This is a genomic window from Hahella sp. KA22 (assembly GCF_004135205.1).
Taxonomy (GTDB): domain Bacteria; phylum Pseudomonadota; class Gammaproteobacteria; order Pseudomonadales; family Oleiphilaceae; genus Hahella.
In genome coordinates this window covers 2232317-2247512 of sequence record NZ_CP035490.1, presented here as the reverse complement: position 1 = coordinate 2247512, position 15196 = coordinate 2232317, and the positions used below count along the sequence as shown (strand labels likewise).

Sequence of the window (15196 nt, the reverse complement as noted above, 5' to 3'; positions counted from 1 at the left end):
CCTACAGGGCGCGCCACACAAACCGATGCGCTCAATGACTACTCTCCCGCATCCCATTCTGTTCCCAAAAACTAGCAATCGTTCACTGTTCAGGGTTTTTATCGGCGTATAATTTTTGGTTCATAACAAAAAGAAACGGCGCCAAACGGCGCAGGGAGAGTCAACGTGAGCATAAGCGCCTCTTCAGCGGTATTTGTACCAAATCATCTACGGGTCCTGGTGATTGACGATCACCAGCTTGTTATCGACGGCCTGCGCGTCGCCCTCACCGCCCAACAGGTTCCCATTGACCTGGTGAACGCCTTCAACTGTCAGGCGGCGCAGACCTTGCTGGAAACCGACCAAAGTTTTGACCTGATACTACTGGATCTTTCACTGCCCGACGGGCGCGGATTCAAATTTCTCCGCTACCTGACCTGTAAGCGTATTTATATCCCTGTGGCCATTCTTTCCGCCTCTGAGGATATCGAAGATGTGGAACTGTCCCTGCGCAGCGGGGCCATTGGTTTTATCAGCAAGTCCTCCAGCGCCATGGAGATCAATCTGGCGATTCGTCAGATTCTCAACGGCAAACAATACGTGCCGAACTTCTATATCCATCGCAACCAAACGCCGGTTCAGGACAGCCAGTTGCGTCTCGACTCCATTACTCCCCGGCAAATGGAAGTGCTGCAATTGCTGGCCAAGGGGTTACCCAACAAAAGGATCTGTTCGGAGCTAAGCTTGACGGAAGACACGGTGAAATCACACTTAAAGGCATTGTTCATGCACCTCAACGTGCACAATCGGACGGAGTGCGTCAGCGTGGCGACGCGACTGCATCTGGTGGACGCCTGACGCGTATTTATTCCGCTGCGTTCTCAACCACAGCGCGAGCGGACTCCCGGCTCAGAATCAGATACAGGCGCGCCGGTGTTACTGGCTTGGCGACGAAAATAATGCTGGGATAACGTCCGGCCTCCACCTGCAGCATTTCCACATCGGCGGAAATAATCACCGCGGGAATGTCGCGCCCGCTTTGGCGTCGCAACGACAGCACTACATCCAGCCCTGAAATAGCGCCGCCCAGACGATAGTCCGACAAAATCATATCCGGCGTTTCATCATGCAGCCTGCCCATCGCAGTTCTGGCGTCAGCGAACGCCGCCACCTGCACGCCCCAGGCGTCCAATAGCTGCCGCATGGCTTCCCGACTGGGTTGATCGTCTTCCACCAGCCACACAGACATGCCGCCAAGAGTTCGAGTTTCCGGATAGGCTTCTGGTTGCGGAGCCACCAGGTGGGCGCGCCCGCACGCAATCGTGAAACTGAAATCCGCGCCGGCGCCGGGAGAAGACTTCACCGACAACGCGCCGCCCAGCAATCCCGCCAGTTGCCGCACAATCGCTAACCCCAGACCAATGCCCGTACGCGGTCTGCCTTCCTCATCGCCGCCCTGTTGAAACTCTTTAAATATGCGCTTGATGTCTCTGGAGGGAATGCCGACGCCATCGTCAACCACATGGATTTCAAGCACATTATTGAGCCGGCGGCAGTTAACCCGAATCGCTTTGGCGTCGGCATGCTGCAGCGCATTAGTGATCAAGTTGCGCAGCATGCGCTCCAGGAGGATAGGATCAGAATAGGCGACCAGCTCTTCATCGCATTCCGTTTCTATACGTTCCGGACGGGATGATGGGATGTCTATGGCGTCAAACTCCATCGCCACCCGACGCACCAGCTCATGTAGATAAAAATGACGCGGGTTCGGCTTGACCACCCCCATGCTGAGTTGCGACATGTCCAGCAGCGATTTGAACAAATCGCTCAACTGACTGAGCGAACGACGCAGTTTGCCGACAATAATCCCCTCTTCCGAGTTGCGGTCCATCTTGGCGGATAAACTCTCCGCCAGCATACTCATGGCGTTCAGAGGTTGCCGCAAGTCATGACTGGCCGCGGCCAGAAAACGGGTTTTAGAGCGATTCGCGCGTTCAGCCTCGCGCTGCGCAATTTTGACCAGCTGCAGGTTCAGAAACAGCGTCCTTTGCGCATGTTCCTGAATGTATGAGCCCACGGCTCCGATCAGGTTGGCGCCAAACAGAAAGAACGCGTTAAATCCTAGCGTCGCGCCGTCCATACCGACATCCAGCTCCACTAACAGATAGGCGCCGTATATCAGCGTGGAAATCGTCGTGGCGACATAGAAAGGAATCGCCATAAGAAAGTAACCGTAGATCAATACCAGGAACAGGCCGTCGTAGGGCACCATGACGCTTTGCGAATGCGCAATCCAGATAATCGCCACCACGCTCAGCCCTCCCAGCGCATAAGTGCCGTTATAGAGAGGCATAAACCAACGCCGCGGCCAGGAATGCATGCCCGCAAATAACGCCAGTGCGATAATCGGGCATACCAGAAACAGGCGAATGGGAATAGTCCAACTGGCGATCTGCTGAGGGAACAGATAGTAATCGAGCAAAGAATAAATGATGATGAACGCCAGCGCCGTCGCATGCACGAGGGGCAGACGCGCTTGTACACGCTGATTGTGGAAGGCGCGATAAGCCTCCTCCACAGGAGGGGCGAACTTAAGCCACTTAAAACCGCGTTGTAATTCTTGTTGTATCAGTTTTTCGTCCATGGGCTTTAGATATATACATCAGCCTCCTAACAAGCAAGCTTTGCTTTCACGCTATCTAATCCATGTCACGTATTTGTTGCGGGCCTTGCCCCGCCTGCAAGTCATACAGCGCTGGCGGCGCATTCGGGCTGATTCCAGACAGCAGTCCGGGGCGATTGAATTCAAGCTCCATAGAACGATGCATCCATAACCAAATAGCCATCGCCAGCATAATAAAACAAAGCGCCAACGTGGCCCGATATAGAGTCTTGCGCAACATGCTTTTCTACTATGTCTTACATGATGGAAGTGTTTGAGGAAATTGACGCCGCAGCAGCGTCTACCGCAGTCCGTTAACGCTTCAGCATCGCTGCGTTCTCCGCGAAGCGCGAGCCAAAATCGCAATGGACTTCGGGAATTATGCAAGGAAGGGAGAGTCTTGAAATCACCTGTTTGGGTGAATAATACTTGGCGGAAAGCCTCAGGAACGAGGCCCTCCGCCATGAGGCTCAGACGGGATATCGCCTAGCGCCGGGTTTAACCGGGCTACTGCGACCCTGCGCGAATTAATCCACCCAGTCCATGTTGATCCAGCACTTCATTCAACATGGCGCGAATCTCTTTCTCATTGCGCATGCGCGAGGCCTTTTTCCACAGTTTCTCCGCCGTCTGATGAGAGACAGAGCGAATGACCCACTTGGTTTTCGGCAGGTTGTAAGCGGACAGGCTGAGCATCTCCACCCCCATGCCCAGCAACAACAATACCGCCGCAGGATCGGACGCCATTTCGCCGCACACGCTGACAGGAATATCGTGCTTTTTCGCCACTTTCACTACGCGGCCAATGGAGCGCAGCACCGCCGGGTTCAGCCAGTCATAGAGGTCAGACACTTTGGCGTTGTTACGGTCCACCGCCAGCATGTACTGGGTGAAGTCATTACTGCCGATGGAGAAGAAATCCACCATCTGCGTCAGATCCTCCAACAGCACCATGGCCGAGGGAACTTCAATCATAGCTCCGACTTGCGGCTCATCGACGTCCACGCCGGCTTCTCTGAGCTGCCCAATCGCTTCTCGCAGCAGGCTTCTGAAGCTTTCGATTTCGTCCAGGCGGCTGACCATCGGCAACAAAATCTTCAGGTTGCCGAGGTAACGCCCGGCTTTCAGCATGGCGCGAATCTGGCTGATGAAAATACCGGTGTTATCCAGGGTGAAGCGGATTCCCCGCCATCCCAGAAACGGATTTTCCTCGGTAAAGCTGAAATAAGGCAGGTTCTTATCGCCGCCGATATCCAGGGTGCGCATGTACACAGGTCTTGGGGCGTAGGCTTCCAGCACTTTGCGATAGATCTGCACCTGTTCTTCTTCCGAGGGGAAGGACTCGTGCACCATAAATGGAATTTCCGAGCGATACAGGCCCACGCCTTCCGCGCCGCGTAAAAGTCCTGGGGAAATATCCGCCAGCAACCCTGTATTGGCGAACAGTTTGACGCGAAAGCCATCCGGGGTTTGCGCCGGTAAATCGCGCAGCTCGTCCAGCCCTTTGATCAGCTTCTTCTCTTGCTTGGCAAGGCGTTTGAATTCTTTGCGCAGGGCGTCCACCGGGTTGAACACCACCACGGCCCGATAGCCGTCCACCACCGCTTCCGCGTTTTCGATCAGCGCGGGCTTGATGTCGCCGATCCCCATGACGGCGGGAATCCCCAGCGCATTCGCCAAAATCGCGATGTGCGACAAGGAAGAGCCGCTGGTGCATACCAGTCCCGCCAGATATTCCGGCGGAAACTGGGCGACGTCGGTAATGCTGAGGTTGTTCCCCACGATGATAGTGGGCTCGCTGACGGCGATAACGTCCGGGCTGTCGACGCCACGCAGGTTGGCGTAAATGCGATTGCCGATATGACGGATATCGTCCGCCTTGGCGCGCAAATAGGCGTCGTCCATTTTCTCGAATACGCGGGCGTGCGCTTCGACGGTTTTACGCAAGGCGGAAGAGGCGCACAACCCGGAGTGAATGTGATTGACGGTTTCGGTGGTCAGCTCCTGATCTTCCAGGATCATGCGATACACGCCAAACAGCGCCAGCACATCTTTTGGCAGCGTGCCCGCCATACGCTCGCCGCTGGCGTTCAGTTCCTCTTTCGCCAGCTCTAATGCCTTGCTGAAACGGGCGATTTCCAGTTCGGCGTCTTTACCTTCCCGATCCGGCGCTGACGCCAGGTCATGGCCTTTGCCAATCCAATGCACGCGCCCAATCGCCATTCCCGCGGCGCCTTTGACGCCACGAAATTTCAGATTCGCTTTGAACTTATCACGGCATACTTCGCGGTCAAACACGCCGTCCTGCTGCACCCATTGGCTTAATGGGCCGGCCAATTGGGCGGCGATCGTCACGACGAACGCTTCCTGCTCATCACTGAAGTAGGCGGCTTCTTTCTTTTGCACCGCGATCACGCCGATATTCTTACGGAAGTTGATAATCGGCGCGCCCAGAAAAGCTGAGAAGCGTTCTTCGCGGGTTTCCGGGAAATATTTGAAGTTAGGGTGCTTTTCCGCGCTGTCCACGTTCATCAAAGACTGATGCTGCGCGATATAACCCACCAGCCCCTGCCCGACAGGCAGGCGCACGCGTCCCACGGATTCAGGGTCTAACCCCCGAGTCGCCATCAACACCAATTCCTGGGAGGTTTCATCCAACAAATAAATACTGCATACATCCGCCCGCATAGCGGACTGCACACGGTCGACAATCAGTTCAGACAGGTCTTTGGCGGCGTGTAAATCAGCAGCCTCCTGAAATATTTCCCTAAGAATTTTTAATGGCTCAAGCATGGCAATACTCTGGAGAATCAAGCTACGGCAAACTTAACTAGCTCACCAGTGGTAAACAGGCAGGGATAACTATAAGCGCCAGCCCGTCATATTACCAAGAGGGAATTTCCACTGTTTTCGCATATTTGACATAAATCGGCTTATATCCTGCATGCTGTTTGTTACGATCACGTCATCTCCGACCAAACTTACCCAATACCCACTGGATTACAGTCTAAACTTGCCATAGGCGTCGCCATTACGCTGAGGCTGCTATGTGTGGAAGATTCAACGTCACCGACTCCCCTGTCGTGATCGCCCTGATGGACTCGCTCGGATTCGACACCACCGGATTGAAGTCGCATTTTTACCAGGATGATTTGCTCAATATCGCTCCCACTGAGGAAGTGATGGTGGCGGTGCAGGAGGAGCTGAAGAATTTTTTCAGGGGCATGCGCTGGTGGCTGACGCCAGGCTGGGCGCCGGAGCCAACCGCCAAGTACAACATGTTCAACGCCAAGGCGGAGACCATTGAAACCAGCAAGGCCTTCAAAACATCATTCCAGCGCCGCCGCGCCATTATTCCCGCCAGCGGTTTTATCGAATGGAAGCTGGAAAACGGCGTCAAGCAGCCTTATTACATCAAGCCGGAATCCGGGCGCTGCTTTTTCGGCGGCATCTGGGATATCTGGAGCAAAGGCGACGTCTACCTCGAATCCTGCGCCATCATCACCACCGAAGCCTCTCCCTCGTTACAGGCATTACACCACCGCATGCCCGTGCTACTGACGCCAGACCAGTTTAACGCCTGGCTGAACGCCGACACGCCGCTAGTAGATATCCGCCCGATGCTGGCGCCGCGAGAGCTGACAAACTGGGTGTATTATCCGTTGAGTAGGGCTGTTAATAACGTTAGAACTAAGTCACGCCAGGCAGTGGAACCCGCTGACTCGCCCAAACTACTAACGGATAAGTGATCAGATCTTCCCCCTCAGCGGTGCTGGGCAAGATCATATGGTCGCAGGACAGGTTTTGACATTTCACACGCGCAGTCATGACTGGGACTCTCATTGCAGTTGATAAAGAAAAGGAGCTGCAGCTCGCTTTTGTTCTTCATGGCGGAAAACTGTAATCTGGCCGCCGGCTCCTGACACAATGCTGTCAGTAGCAGACAGGTAGTATTGTCGTGTCGGGGTTAAAGCTGTGACGAAACCAAAGCCGTTGCAAAACATACGATAAAACCAAGTAAAAGTCAGAGGGATACTACATGAGCGAAAGCAAGACTATCGCCGGACCATTAACCGGCCAATGCCTGTGCGGCGCAGTGAAAGTGGCCGCGAGAAACGTTAATCCTGAATACCATGCCTGCCATTGCGGTATGTGTCGGCGCTGGAATGGCGGACCTTCCATGGCGATCTCCGCGCAGGAAGCCGTATTCGAAGGCGAAGACAGCATCACCGCTTACGATTCATCGGAGTGGGCGCAGCGGGCGTTCTGTAAACACTGCGGAACCAACCTGTACTATCACCTGAAGCCAACGGGCGAGAAGTATCTCTGGAGCGGTCTGTTCGATGACCAGTCGCAGTTCAAAATGGCGGGCGAGATTTATATTGACCACAAACCTGCGGGCTACGCCTTCGCGGGAGATCATCCAAGAATGACGGAAGACGAGTTCTTGAAGTCCATTGGCATGAAATAGCCGCCCTTCGCGCACGATGACCGCGTGTTTTCATCGTGCGCTCCATTCCCCCCTCAACGCCTAGCCCATGGGCTTCATCAAATACTTGCCTAACCCTTCCCCGCCACGCTATGGTGGAGCGGCGAACGCTTTGCAAAGAGCTAAAGGACTGAACTCACACTACGAGCATAAAGCGTATGACTGCCCCGATAAAAGAAGAAACCAACGCCCTCACCCTTGCAGACAAGGCGAATTTTCCTTTCCCGACGCCTGAAGGTCTCGTCTACGAAGCGCATTTCACCCGAGACCAGGAATATCTGGCCTTCTTCAGCGAAGATTGCCCCTACGAAGAAACGCTGCATATACAACACCTCGACAGCAGCGGTCACGTAAAAGAAGAAGTCACGCTCTCCGCCGAATACACTGGGGGTGTATTTCAATTCATTGACGCAGGCGCCAATCACATCGATTTCATCTTCTGGCCGGGTCTCAAGATCCGGGCGGAGTGGTTACTGGAGCCGCGCTTTTTGTGGAAAGCCGAAGCGGTTCCCGGAGTTCAGCGCTCCGACAAATTTTTCCGACGCACACAGATAATCATTACTCGACGCGACTAAGCGACTAAGCGACTAAGCGACTAAGCGACTAAAAGGAACCTAGTATGCCGGACACTCAATCCAACAATAACAGCGCGCATGACGCCATCAGGCAGTTTGAAATCCAGGCCGTCAATTTCGGGCAACGCTTTATCCAGGACAGCAACGTCCGCCGGATGTACATGGAGAAAACCAAAGCCTACGCGGAATCGTTGAAAGATCTCGTCAACAGTCGCCAGATGAGCCCCAGCGAAGCGGCGCAAGCCGCCAACCAGATGCGTAATGAAATCATGGAGTGGGCCAGAACCAAATCCAGCGACATCGGACGCGCCAAAGCCCGCGCCCTCAAAGCGAAAGGTCTGGATTTGGATGTGCTGTGCGACAAGTACGCCAAGCGTCTGTTCAGCAAATCCTTCTCGCAGCTGAGCAAAGCAGACCAGGATCACGTCTTTCTGCAGATTGTGGAAAGTTCCGGCAGAGCGAACCCCAAGGTTTCGGCGAAAGCCATTCGCCTGGGTAAAGCCGGTCGCGCCCTCTGGTTGTTAAGCGCCGGGATCGCCATCTACAACATCGCCTCCGCCGAGGACAAAACCCGGGCGACAGGCAGAGAAGCAGCCAATCTTGGCGGCGGCTTCGCCGGCGGCGCAGCGGGAGGCGCGGTGGCGGGATTGTGGGCGGGCCCGGTGGGCGTCGCCATTGGCGCCGTAGTCGGAGGTGTTCTGGGCTCCATTGTTGCAGACGAAGCCTACATTGAAGTCGCCGCCTCCAACGATCCGTTCGTGAAAACCTTTCTGGATAAACATACACAGATGTTCAACACCGACGAGGAAGCCATCGCCCGCGACCTGGTGGAAAAGTGCAGCTACGAAATGGACAAAGTTTACAGTGTCTTCAAAGAGCTGGACTGGGCGTACAACTCGGATGCGGACGACGTGGCGTTGCTGTACGTCAACCGGGTGCGCCGATCGACGCCCATCATCAAAAGCAGCCTGAAAGCGCATACGCCGCTGCGCAACTTGCTAACGGCGATATTGGAAGACGGCTGGACCACGTCCAACGAACGCGACGCGATCCGTTACGTGCAACAACTATAACCGCCCTATTTTCCCTTCATAGCAGGCCGACTGCTTCTTTGCGGTCGGCCACAGAGCCACACGATAGCCACTTTCTAAACTCTCAGCCTAAACCAAAGCTTAGTCGCCGCGCATACAAAACAGTCTCTCACTTCCTTTATAATCGAACTCTGATCTCATCGCTGTAATCACGTTTGCAACCCCATTCAGGACTGGCGGCTCGCCTAAAACAGGAAGGAGTGATTATGTCGAAGCCTTCGCCCACGGAACCACATTCGTTTCTCTCTGGATCAAAAACTATCAAATTGTTCGCCACCGTCGTCTCTATCCTCGCCGGCGTTGTGACGATCATCTTCAGCATCAGCCGCGACCCGACCGCCAGTCAGCACAACAGCGGCGACAATAACGTTATGGTCGGCGGCAATGTAGGAGGAGATATCAGCATCCGCCAGGAGGACTCGCCTTCCTATCGTGTCGACATCATCGGCGAAAAGATGATCAAGCCTGGGGAAAAAGTCTTGGTGAAGCTGGACGCGGAACGTCGGCAGCATCTGAGCGGGATGACCTGCCACTGGCAGGTGCTCGGCAAAGAGGGTTCAGTGTTGAAGCAGACGCCGGATAATTGCCAGATGGAATTGACCCTTGTATCGATCAGTGAAGCGACCGACTTCAGTCGGGTCAGCATTGTGGTGGAGGCCACCAGTTCCAACGGTAAACGCTACAGCGCCGTCAACGAGCTAATGATCAGACCAGATCCGAATTCCAGCCAGTACATTGAACAGCAGCAGGAGACACTGCGGGAAAATATGACCAAAATGTTCAACGCCACCGGCGATACAGTGAACAGTGCGCAGGCTGACGCGATGAAGTTGAAGGACAGGCTGCAACAGTTTCAAACCGACGTACGCCGCAACGGGCTTGCCAGCAAACTGGAACGCCGGCCGGATAGAGTGTTCGAGTGCTCCCCGGGCGGCTGCAAGGTGGATGCGCGTGAACTCTGCGACGCCCAGGCGGCCGGGCTGGCTTTCGGCCTCACGCCGAGGGAGCGCTTATTTCAGATGTCAATTGACTGTCGCGACGTGGAGGCAGGCGGCGCCAGCGAGCTTTGTCTCACGCCGCCGTTTGACATTATCGGACTGAAACCCGGCGCCGAATTGTATGGCGATATCCTCTTTGCAGACGCCGCACCCATACCATTCAATATCAAAGTCAGTTACAACGCAGACAGTTACGATCATCAGGACCCCAGTTGGACGCCGCTGCGCGCCCAAGGCGCAAACGCCGCCAAAGCGCCATTCGCCGCGCTTAAATTCGAAGCATATGGCAGATCGTTTCAGCTGTTCCTGGGAGCGTCCGCCGCTCAGTGTTATGGCTCCAGACCCAATCTGGAGATCGCCTACGACTCCGATGGAAAAGGTTTCATCAATACCTCCCAGGAAGGACAAACGCAAAATGTCTTTGCCATCGTTCCGCCTCAGGGCGACGCGATTAAGGTGCGAGTCAGCCATAATGGCGAATCCAGGGAGTTCAGCTACGCCTTCAATCTGGACCAGATCATACGTCAAACCGCCGCCAACCTGGGGCGCCCACAATTGAATTGCCACCGCAACGCCGATGTCATCGGCTGCGCCTTGCCAGACCAGGACCCGCTGGTGATTTGGGCGAACGTGCAAACGATTCGCTATAGCGCCAATAGCGACCAACTCGAAAACAGCCTGCCCGTGAGCATCAACGGGAAACAGATCTTTGAGAAAAACCCGCGAAATATTCTCAGCGCATACCGATTTACCGTACCGGGCGACTGGAGCGACATATTTTACCAACTGGAGTTCAAAGACGGCCGTTTAGGCAATGTAGAGCGGATTCCGATGTGGCTGAGCGTTTGTAACTTGGGAGTATGTCGCTCATTACGTCGGTAATTTTTACAAAAGCAAAACTTAACGCAAGAAAGACAGCAACGAATGAATACATAATGCGGCGTCTTTTATTTATAATTGACGTTCGCTTACTTGAGTGTCGGGACAACATGTACTACGGCGGTATGGGTTCAGATAGCAAAGACAACCGCAAACGCCGTGGAGTTGCTCCAAACGTCAGCAATGTTTACAAAAATATAAGTTGCTGTAGATTGACCTCACAGATAAAGCCTATGCCGACAGGGAATATGGAAGATGGCACGCATTATGCGTAACACGTTGAATTAAAGGGTACTTTTTACAAGGAATTCTCATGAAGAAAGTTTTGCTTTTCTTAACCGTCCTAACGCTTTCCTCCGCGGTTCGCGCCACTCCCATTACCTATCAGTTTTTAGGAAGCCTTGAAGACGTCAGTAATGTATTTGACCCTTCTTTTCCGGAAAGGGATTTTCCCAAAATTGGGACCTCTATGCTTGGCAGCTTCACTTATGATCTCAAAGGACCGCCTGAAGATCGCAAAATTGTGATTAGCGCCTGGAATCTAAAGGTAGGCGATTATGCTTTTGGTCAGTCAGGAGAGAGTACAACCCCTGCTTTTGAAATGAAGGCCAATATCACGAAAAATAGCTTTAGTTTCATTGATGAAGTGCCTGCGGATAATATTCCTTATTTCTATTTTGATGTTGCTGACATTGAACTTAACTTCGGCGCAACTCTATCTCCGCTCTTATTCCAGTTACCCATCGACATATTCGACTCAGGCAGTTTGACGCTTGATGGCGCTGCTACAGTGAAGTTCAATATAGCCAGCATCCAAAAGGTTCCCGAGCCAGCCACTCTGGCCTTATTCGGCGCAGCGCTTTTGGGACTGGCGGGAAGAGCGCGACGCAAATCTTAGTCGTTTAACCTTTCCGCGCTTTCTTCATCACGCCCTGACAAAAACGGCTGATCTTGAAGATCAGCCGTTTTTGTTACTGCCATACAATCAACATCAGGAGAATATCTTCTGCCGCGTTTCGTGCTTGGATTGCTCGATAGCGGACAGCTTGGATCTCACGTCGTCCATGATTTCTTTCATGGTCTGAATGAAGTCCTTGGCTTCGTCGATATTCGCCGAATGCTTCTCGGATTCAGCTTCGTACTGCTTCTGCTGCTCCAGATCAAGCTTGGACTCATAGGTCAACGGCGCCGAAATGAGCGTGCCGGCGCCACCCGCCATCTGGGTGAAGGTCTGTCCCAGGTTAGTCAGGTTCTGTGGCACCTGCAGTTTCAACTGTAACTGCGCAGAATCAAGCTTGGTGTCTTTCATCAGCGCACTTGTCTGCTGCGTCGACTTAATCGTCAGTTTTACAGAAACAGCGCCGCCTGCGATCTGCAATGCGCCCTGCACCAGCGACGCAGCCAGCTCTTTACCGGCGGAGTCGCGCAGTTCCTTACCTGCGCTTTCCAACGACTGCCACTTCTGCTGATACTCGCCGTGACGAATGTCGCGGGCGCCTTTCTTCTGCGTCTGCGCCAGTTCGTGGATCAGGCTCATGATGGCGAAAATATCCACTTCCAGGGTCGCTTTGGCTTCCGACAACTTCCCGTCAAACTGCTTGCCTGGCGTTCCGGCTTTGCTGTCAGGACTCTCCAGTTGCGGCTGGTAGGTCTCGCGACTGAAACGTATCAACGGCACATCATGCTTGCCGTCGCTGAGCACCAGAGAAGCTTCCTGCTTGGGACCTTTGACCGGAGCGGAGCCCTCCATATCAATAGAAAAAGCGAATGTATTATTCGCTTCGTTTATCGGGTTAACACTCATAAAAAGTCTCCTATACCATATTCCTGCTGATCTGCATGCGGGTGCTGTGGTCGTTCCCCATGATCTGCAGGATGCGACTGACTCCCTCATTCAGCTTGGAGATGACTTCCTTCAAGCGATCCTGCTCCGCTTCCATGGCGGCCTGCAGTTTGGCGAGTTCCTTCTTCATGTCCATTTGATTGGCTCGCGCATCGGTCGCCTGCTTCTTGTATACGCCAGTGGTTATCTGGGACGCGCCGCCGCCGATTGCAGAAGTTCCAGCGGTGGCCGAGGCGACGTTCTTCACCTGAGCCCCAGCCACTTGAATCTTCTGCATCTGCTCCGGCGAAGACGCCAGTCTGGTGATCAACCCTGAACCCGCTTTGGCGGCTGACGCCATACTGGCGCCCACGCAGACAGCGATCGTTACGGCCGCGGTGACGACGCCAGCAACAATGTTGGCGACACTCTCGTCCATTCCCATGGCCTGTAACCCCTTGGCTATACCTTTGGTCATCTCGCCCATCAGGCTGTGACCGGTGGCCGCACCCACCATTGAATCCACCGCCAACGCCAACATGGCTGCGCCCGCAATGGCTCCCACCCCAGTTGCGATCATGACCGCGCCGGCGATCGCCGTCGCGATGTTGGCTATCCATCCGAAAATCTTGCCGAATAAACCGCCTTTTTTGGCTTTGTCACCGGCTTCAATGGACTTCTGAATTTGCTCCATCATATCCGCATGCTTTTGATCTTGTTTGGTCCTATTCAGCTCAATATCCTGCTGGGAGGAAGCAATCTGCTCATTGCTGGATTTGGACTTTATCGTTAATAACAACGCCACCAACTCATCGGATGAGCGGGGTTGCGGCCGCTCCAGGTCGGGAGCAAAAGACTTGCCCGATGTATTTTGCGTTGAGCCGGACTGCGGGTCCTGCAGGTTAAATGAGACCTGCGGGGAACCGACCCTTTTCTGACCAGGCCCCTGAATGTCCTGATCTTCTGAGTTGCCTATCGGATAATTGAAAGGTTGATTTTCAACCGCCGTTACCATTGGCCAGGCCCTCCTTTTTCTGTTGCAGTACCGAGCGTAAAAGCTCAGCCTTGGCGCGCACCTGGGAGTATTGCTCCTTATCGCCCGCCCAATGCAACGCGGCTTCAATACCGCTTTCCGCCTTCTCCAGATCGTTCAAAGCCAGATAGCAAAACGCCGCATGCATAGGGGGATGAGGATTCTCTACATCCAGAATGGCCATGTATGAATACGCCTGCACAGCTTCCTCATACTTCTGCTGTTGTTGCAGACAGGCGCCCAGCCCCATCCAGAACCGCTTGTCTAAATGCCCATACAGGCACAGGAAACGGAACAATTTCTCCGACTCCCCATTGCGATTCTGTCGATACAGGTTGTACGCCACCGTGTAGACCGCCTCCAATTCATTGTCGGTGATCCCCTTGATCTCGCCCAAGGTTGCGTGACCATGCACCACCGACTCCACCAGGGCTTCAAAACGGGCCTCGGCGTCCGGTTGTATTGCTTGTGCTGATTCAGCCACGGAATGTCTCCTTTACTGATTAAGTTCTGTGAGTTCAGAACACACTCAGGCCATCAGTTGATCTTGTTGATGGTCGCCATGATGGTGTCGTGCTCTTTCTTCTGAATGTTGGTCATCAACTGATAAGCCTGCTGCTGCTTGTTGATCAGGCCCTGCAGGCGAATCATTTCCATCTGAGAGTCGTTATTGAACCCGTCCCGCTTTTGTTTCAGGTCTTCCGCAAAAGAGTTGAGCTGCGCTTTGGTAACTTCTTTACCGGGTACATCAACTCCCTTCGCTTTAAGTTCCGTCACCATCTCTTCCGACAAGGTGACCTTGCTGTCGTCTTTCTTTAGCTTCGCTGCTTCAGTATTCACCTTGGAAATGGTGCTTCCGTAATCCTTAATATTGCTATTAATACTCTGCATCTTTTCGCTTTGGGATTTAACCTGGCCATCCAGTAAACCAACGCGCTCTTCCTGCAGCAGCATGATTCGTGTAAATGGGTCCATATTGGCGTCGTCGAATTTAGACGCATTCTTGGGATCGCCGGTCGGCGTGGCGCTCTCATATGGGTTGACGCTTGGGTTGTAGCTTGGGGTGACTGTACTCATATCAATTTCCTCGTATTAAATTTGTAAGACCGAAAAAGCTGAGGGCTAAATCGCCAGATAATTACGGTTGGACTTTTTGCGTTTGATGGGAGTCGTGGTACGGCTACCGGTCTTCATGATCTCGGTAATTTCATCCCGCCATTCCTGTAGTTGCTCCATTCCCTGCTGCTTGAACCCTTCGGAAGCCAATGGGTGATTCAATATCTTCTGAGCGCTGCCTCGGGGAATTCCCAGGGATTGAAACAACTTGTCTCCCTGCTCACGCATATTTTCCGCTTTACGGATCAACGCTTCGGACTCCGCCAGCGTTTTCTCCACCTCTACATCCGTAAATGTCTGGCTCATAGCTTTAACCTCACTTTGATTTAGTCATGAATACCCCTCTCGCCACGCCGCTTGGGGATCACCGTCGCGACTAACGGAAAGGATCATTAGTTGAGTAACGGAAAGACGCAAAAAGTCGCTGTTTTTGGGAATATTTGCGTCTAATTTGGGAATTGCGGCGCGGCTTGGGCGAGGTGGGAAGAGGTTGATGTGGGGAGAGGTTAAAGCAGAAAGAAAAAGAGCGCTGGAGGAGTTCCACCGCTCTCG

Annotated in this window: 15 protein-coding genes; 7 read left to right on the top strand and 8 right to left on the bottom strand. The window is 53.6% G+C overall.

All coding sequences use genetic code 11. The features are described 5' to 3' along the window. The first annotated feature begins 165 nt into the window (after positions 1-165). Positions 166-837 carry a response regulator transcription factor gene (locus tag EUZ85_RS10125; RefSeq protein WP_011398833.1) on the top strand — a complete coding sequence of 224 codons (672 nt, stop codon included), beginning with the start codon at positions 166-168 and terminating at the stop codon, positions 835-837. A 7-nt stretch (positions 838-844) separates the two neighbouring features. On the opposite strand, the gene EUZ85_RS10120 is transcribed toward EUZ85_RS10125, so the two are convergent. From EUZ85_RS10120 to ptsP, 3 genes are all read right to left on the bottom strand, one after another. Then, positions 845-2623 carry a hybrid sensor histidine kinase/response regulator gene (locus EUZ85_RS10120; protein ID WP_127969180.1) on the bottom strand — a complete coding sequence of 593 codons (1779 nt, stop codon included), beginning with the start codon at positions 2621-2623 and terminating at the stop codon, positions 845-847. Between the two features lie 55 nt (positions 2624-2678). Then, the gene (locus EUZ85_RS10115) at positions 2679-2882 is read right to left on the bottom strand and encodes a hypothetical protein (RefSeq protein WP_127969179.1); all 204 of its coding nucleotides are present in this window, start codon (positions 2880-2882) and stop codon (positions 2679-2681) included. Positions 2883-3148: 266 nt separating this feature from the next. Further along, positions 3149-5434, bottom strand: a complete 2286-nt coding sequence (gene ptsP, locus EUZ85_RS10110; RefSeq protein WP_127969178.1) for a phosphoenolpyruvate--protein phosphotransferase — start codon at positions 5432-5434, stop codon at positions 3149-3151. A 254-nt stretch (positions 5435-5688) separates the two neighbouring features. Between ptsP and EUZ85_RS10105 the strand changes: the two genes are divergently transcribed. The 6 genes from EUZ85_RS10105 (at position 5689) to EUZ85_RS10080 (ending at position 11571) form a co-directional block, all read left to right on the top strand. After that, on the top strand, positions 5689-6390 hold the full coding sequence (locus tag EUZ85_RS10105; RefSeq protein WP_127969177.1) for an SOS response-associated peptidase: 702 nt from the start codon (positions 5689-5691) through the stop codon (positions 6388-6390). Positions 6391-6680: 290 nt separating this feature from the next. Further along, positions 6681-7112: a GFA family protein gene (locus EUZ85_RS10100; protein WP_127969176.1), complete on the top strand. Its 432-nt coding sequence runs from the start codon at positions 6681-6683 to the stop codon at positions 7110-7112. Between the two features lie 176 nt (positions 7113-7288). Next, complete coding sequence (locus EUZ85_RS10095; RefSeq protein ID WP_127969175.1) at positions 7289-7705, top strand: hypothetical protein; 417 nt, start codon at positions 7289-7291, stop codon at positions 7703-7705. Positions 7706-7749: 44 nt separating this feature from the next. Continuing rightward, positions 7750-8778, top strand: a complete 1029-nt coding sequence (locus EUZ85_RS10090; protein ID WP_127969174.1) for a hypothetical protein — start codon at positions 7750-7752, stop codon at positions 8776-8778. A gap of 224 nt (positions 8779-9002) precedes the next feature. After that, positions 9003-10676, top strand: coding sequence for a hypothetical protein (locus EUZ85_RS10085; RefSeq protein ID WP_127969173.1), 1674 nt, complete (start codon positions 9003-9005; stop codon positions 10674-10676). Between the two features lie 310 nt (positions 10677-10986). After that, positions 10987-11571 carry a PEP-CTERM sorting domain-containing protein gene (locus tag EUZ85_RS10080; protein WP_127969172.1) on the top strand — a complete coding sequence of 195 codons (585 nt, stop codon included), beginning with the start codon at positions 10987-10989 and terminating at the stop codon, positions 11569-11571. Positions 11572-11664: 93 nt separating this feature from the next. Here the strand turns inward: EUZ85_RS10080 and EUZ85_RS10075 are convergent, their stop codons facing one another. Genes EUZ85_RS10075 through EUZ85_RS10055 form a run of 5 tightly spaced genes read right to left on the bottom strand, consistent with a single transcriptional unit; the run spans position 11665 to position 14950 of the window. Then, positions 11665-12477: a hypothetical protein gene (locus EUZ85_RS10075; RefSeq protein WP_127969171.1), complete on the bottom strand. Its 813-nt coding sequence runs from the start codon at positions 12475-12477 to the stop codon at positions 11665-11667. Between the two features lie 10 nt (positions 12478-12487). After that, a complete protein-coding gene (gene sctE, locus EUZ85_RS10070; RefSeq protein ID WP_127969170.1) occupies positions 12488-13510 on the bottom strand; it encodes a type III secretion system translocon subunit SctE in 1023 nt (340 codons plus the stop codon). Beyond that, entirely contained in the window at positions 13494-14012 is a 519-nt protein-coding gene (locus EUZ85_RS10065; RefSeq protein WP_127969169.1) for a SycD/LcrH family type III secretion system chaperone, read from the bottom strand. The genes sctE and EUZ85_RS10065 overlap by 17 nt, the downstream gene beginning before the upstream one ends. A gap of 53 nt (positions 14013-14065) precedes the next feature. Beyond that, positions 14066-14605 carry a hypothetical protein gene (locus EUZ85_RS10060; protein WP_127969168.1) on the bottom strand — a complete coding sequence of 180 codons (540 nt, stop codon included), beginning with the start codon at positions 14603-14605 and terminating at the stop codon, positions 14066-14068. A 45-nt stretch (positions 14606-14650) separates the two neighbouring features. Beyond that, complete coding sequence (locus EUZ85_RS10055; protein ID WP_127969167.1) at positions 14651-14950, bottom strand: hypothetical protein; 300 nt, start codon at positions 14948-14950, stop codon at positions 14651-14653. Between the last annotated feature and the right edge of the window lie 246 nt (positions 14951-15196).

Excerpts from the sequence above, each read along its gene's own strand:
- EUZ85_RS10120 (WP_127969180.1), bottom strand. The coding sequence starts at position 2,623 with ATGGACGAAAAACTGATACAACAAGAATTACAACGCGGTTTTAAGTGG.
- EUZ85_RS10115 (WP_127969179.1), bottom strand. The coding sequence starts at position 2,882 with ATGTTGCGCAAGACTCTATATCGGGCCACGTTGGCGCTTTGTTTTATT.
- ptsP (WP_127969178.1), bottom strand. The coding sequence starts at position 5,434 with ATGCTTGAGCCATTAAAAATTCTTAGGGAAATATTTCAGGAGGCTGCT.
- EUZ85_RS10105 (WP_127969177.1), top strand. The coding sequence starts at position 5,689 with ATGTGTGGAAGATTCAACGTCACCGACTCCCCTGTCGTGATCGCCCTG.
- EUZ85_RS10100 (WP_127969176.1), top strand. The coding sequence starts at position 6,681 with ATGAGCGAAAGCAAGACTATCGCCGGACCATTAACCGGCCAATGCCTG.
- EUZ85_RS10095 (WP_127969175.1), top strand. The coding sequence starts at position 7,289 with ATGACTGCCCCGATAAAAGAAGAAACCAACGCCCTCACCCTTGCAGAC.
- EUZ85_RS10090 (WP_127969174.1), top strand. The coding sequence starts at position 7,750 with ATGCCGGACACTCAATCCAACAATAACAGCGCGCATGACGCCATCAGG.
- EUZ85_RS10085 (WP_127969173.1), top strand. The coding sequence starts at position 9,003 with ATGTCGAAGCCTTCGCCCACGGAACCACATTCGTTTCTCTCTGGATCA.
- EUZ85_RS10080 (WP_127969172.1), top strand. The coding sequence starts at position 10,987 with ATGAAGAAAGTTTTGCTTTTCTTAACCGTCCTAACGCTTTCCTCCGCG.
- EUZ85_RS10075 (WP_127969171.1), bottom strand. The coding sequence starts at position 12,477 with ATGAGTGTTAACCCGATAAACGAAGCGAATAATACATTCGCTTTTTCT.
- sctE (WP_127969170.1), bottom strand. The coding sequence starts at position 13,510 with ATGGTAACGGCGGTTGAAAATCAACCTTTCAATTATCCGATAGGCAAC.
- EUZ85_RS10060 (WP_127969168.1), bottom strand. The coding sequence starts at position 14,605 with ATGAGTACAGTCACCCCAAGCTACAACCCAAGCGTCAACCCATATGAG.
- EUZ85_RS10055 (WP_127969167.1), bottom strand. The coding sequence starts at position 14,950 with ATGAGCCAGACATTTACGGATGTAGAGGTGGAGAAAACGCTGGCGGAG.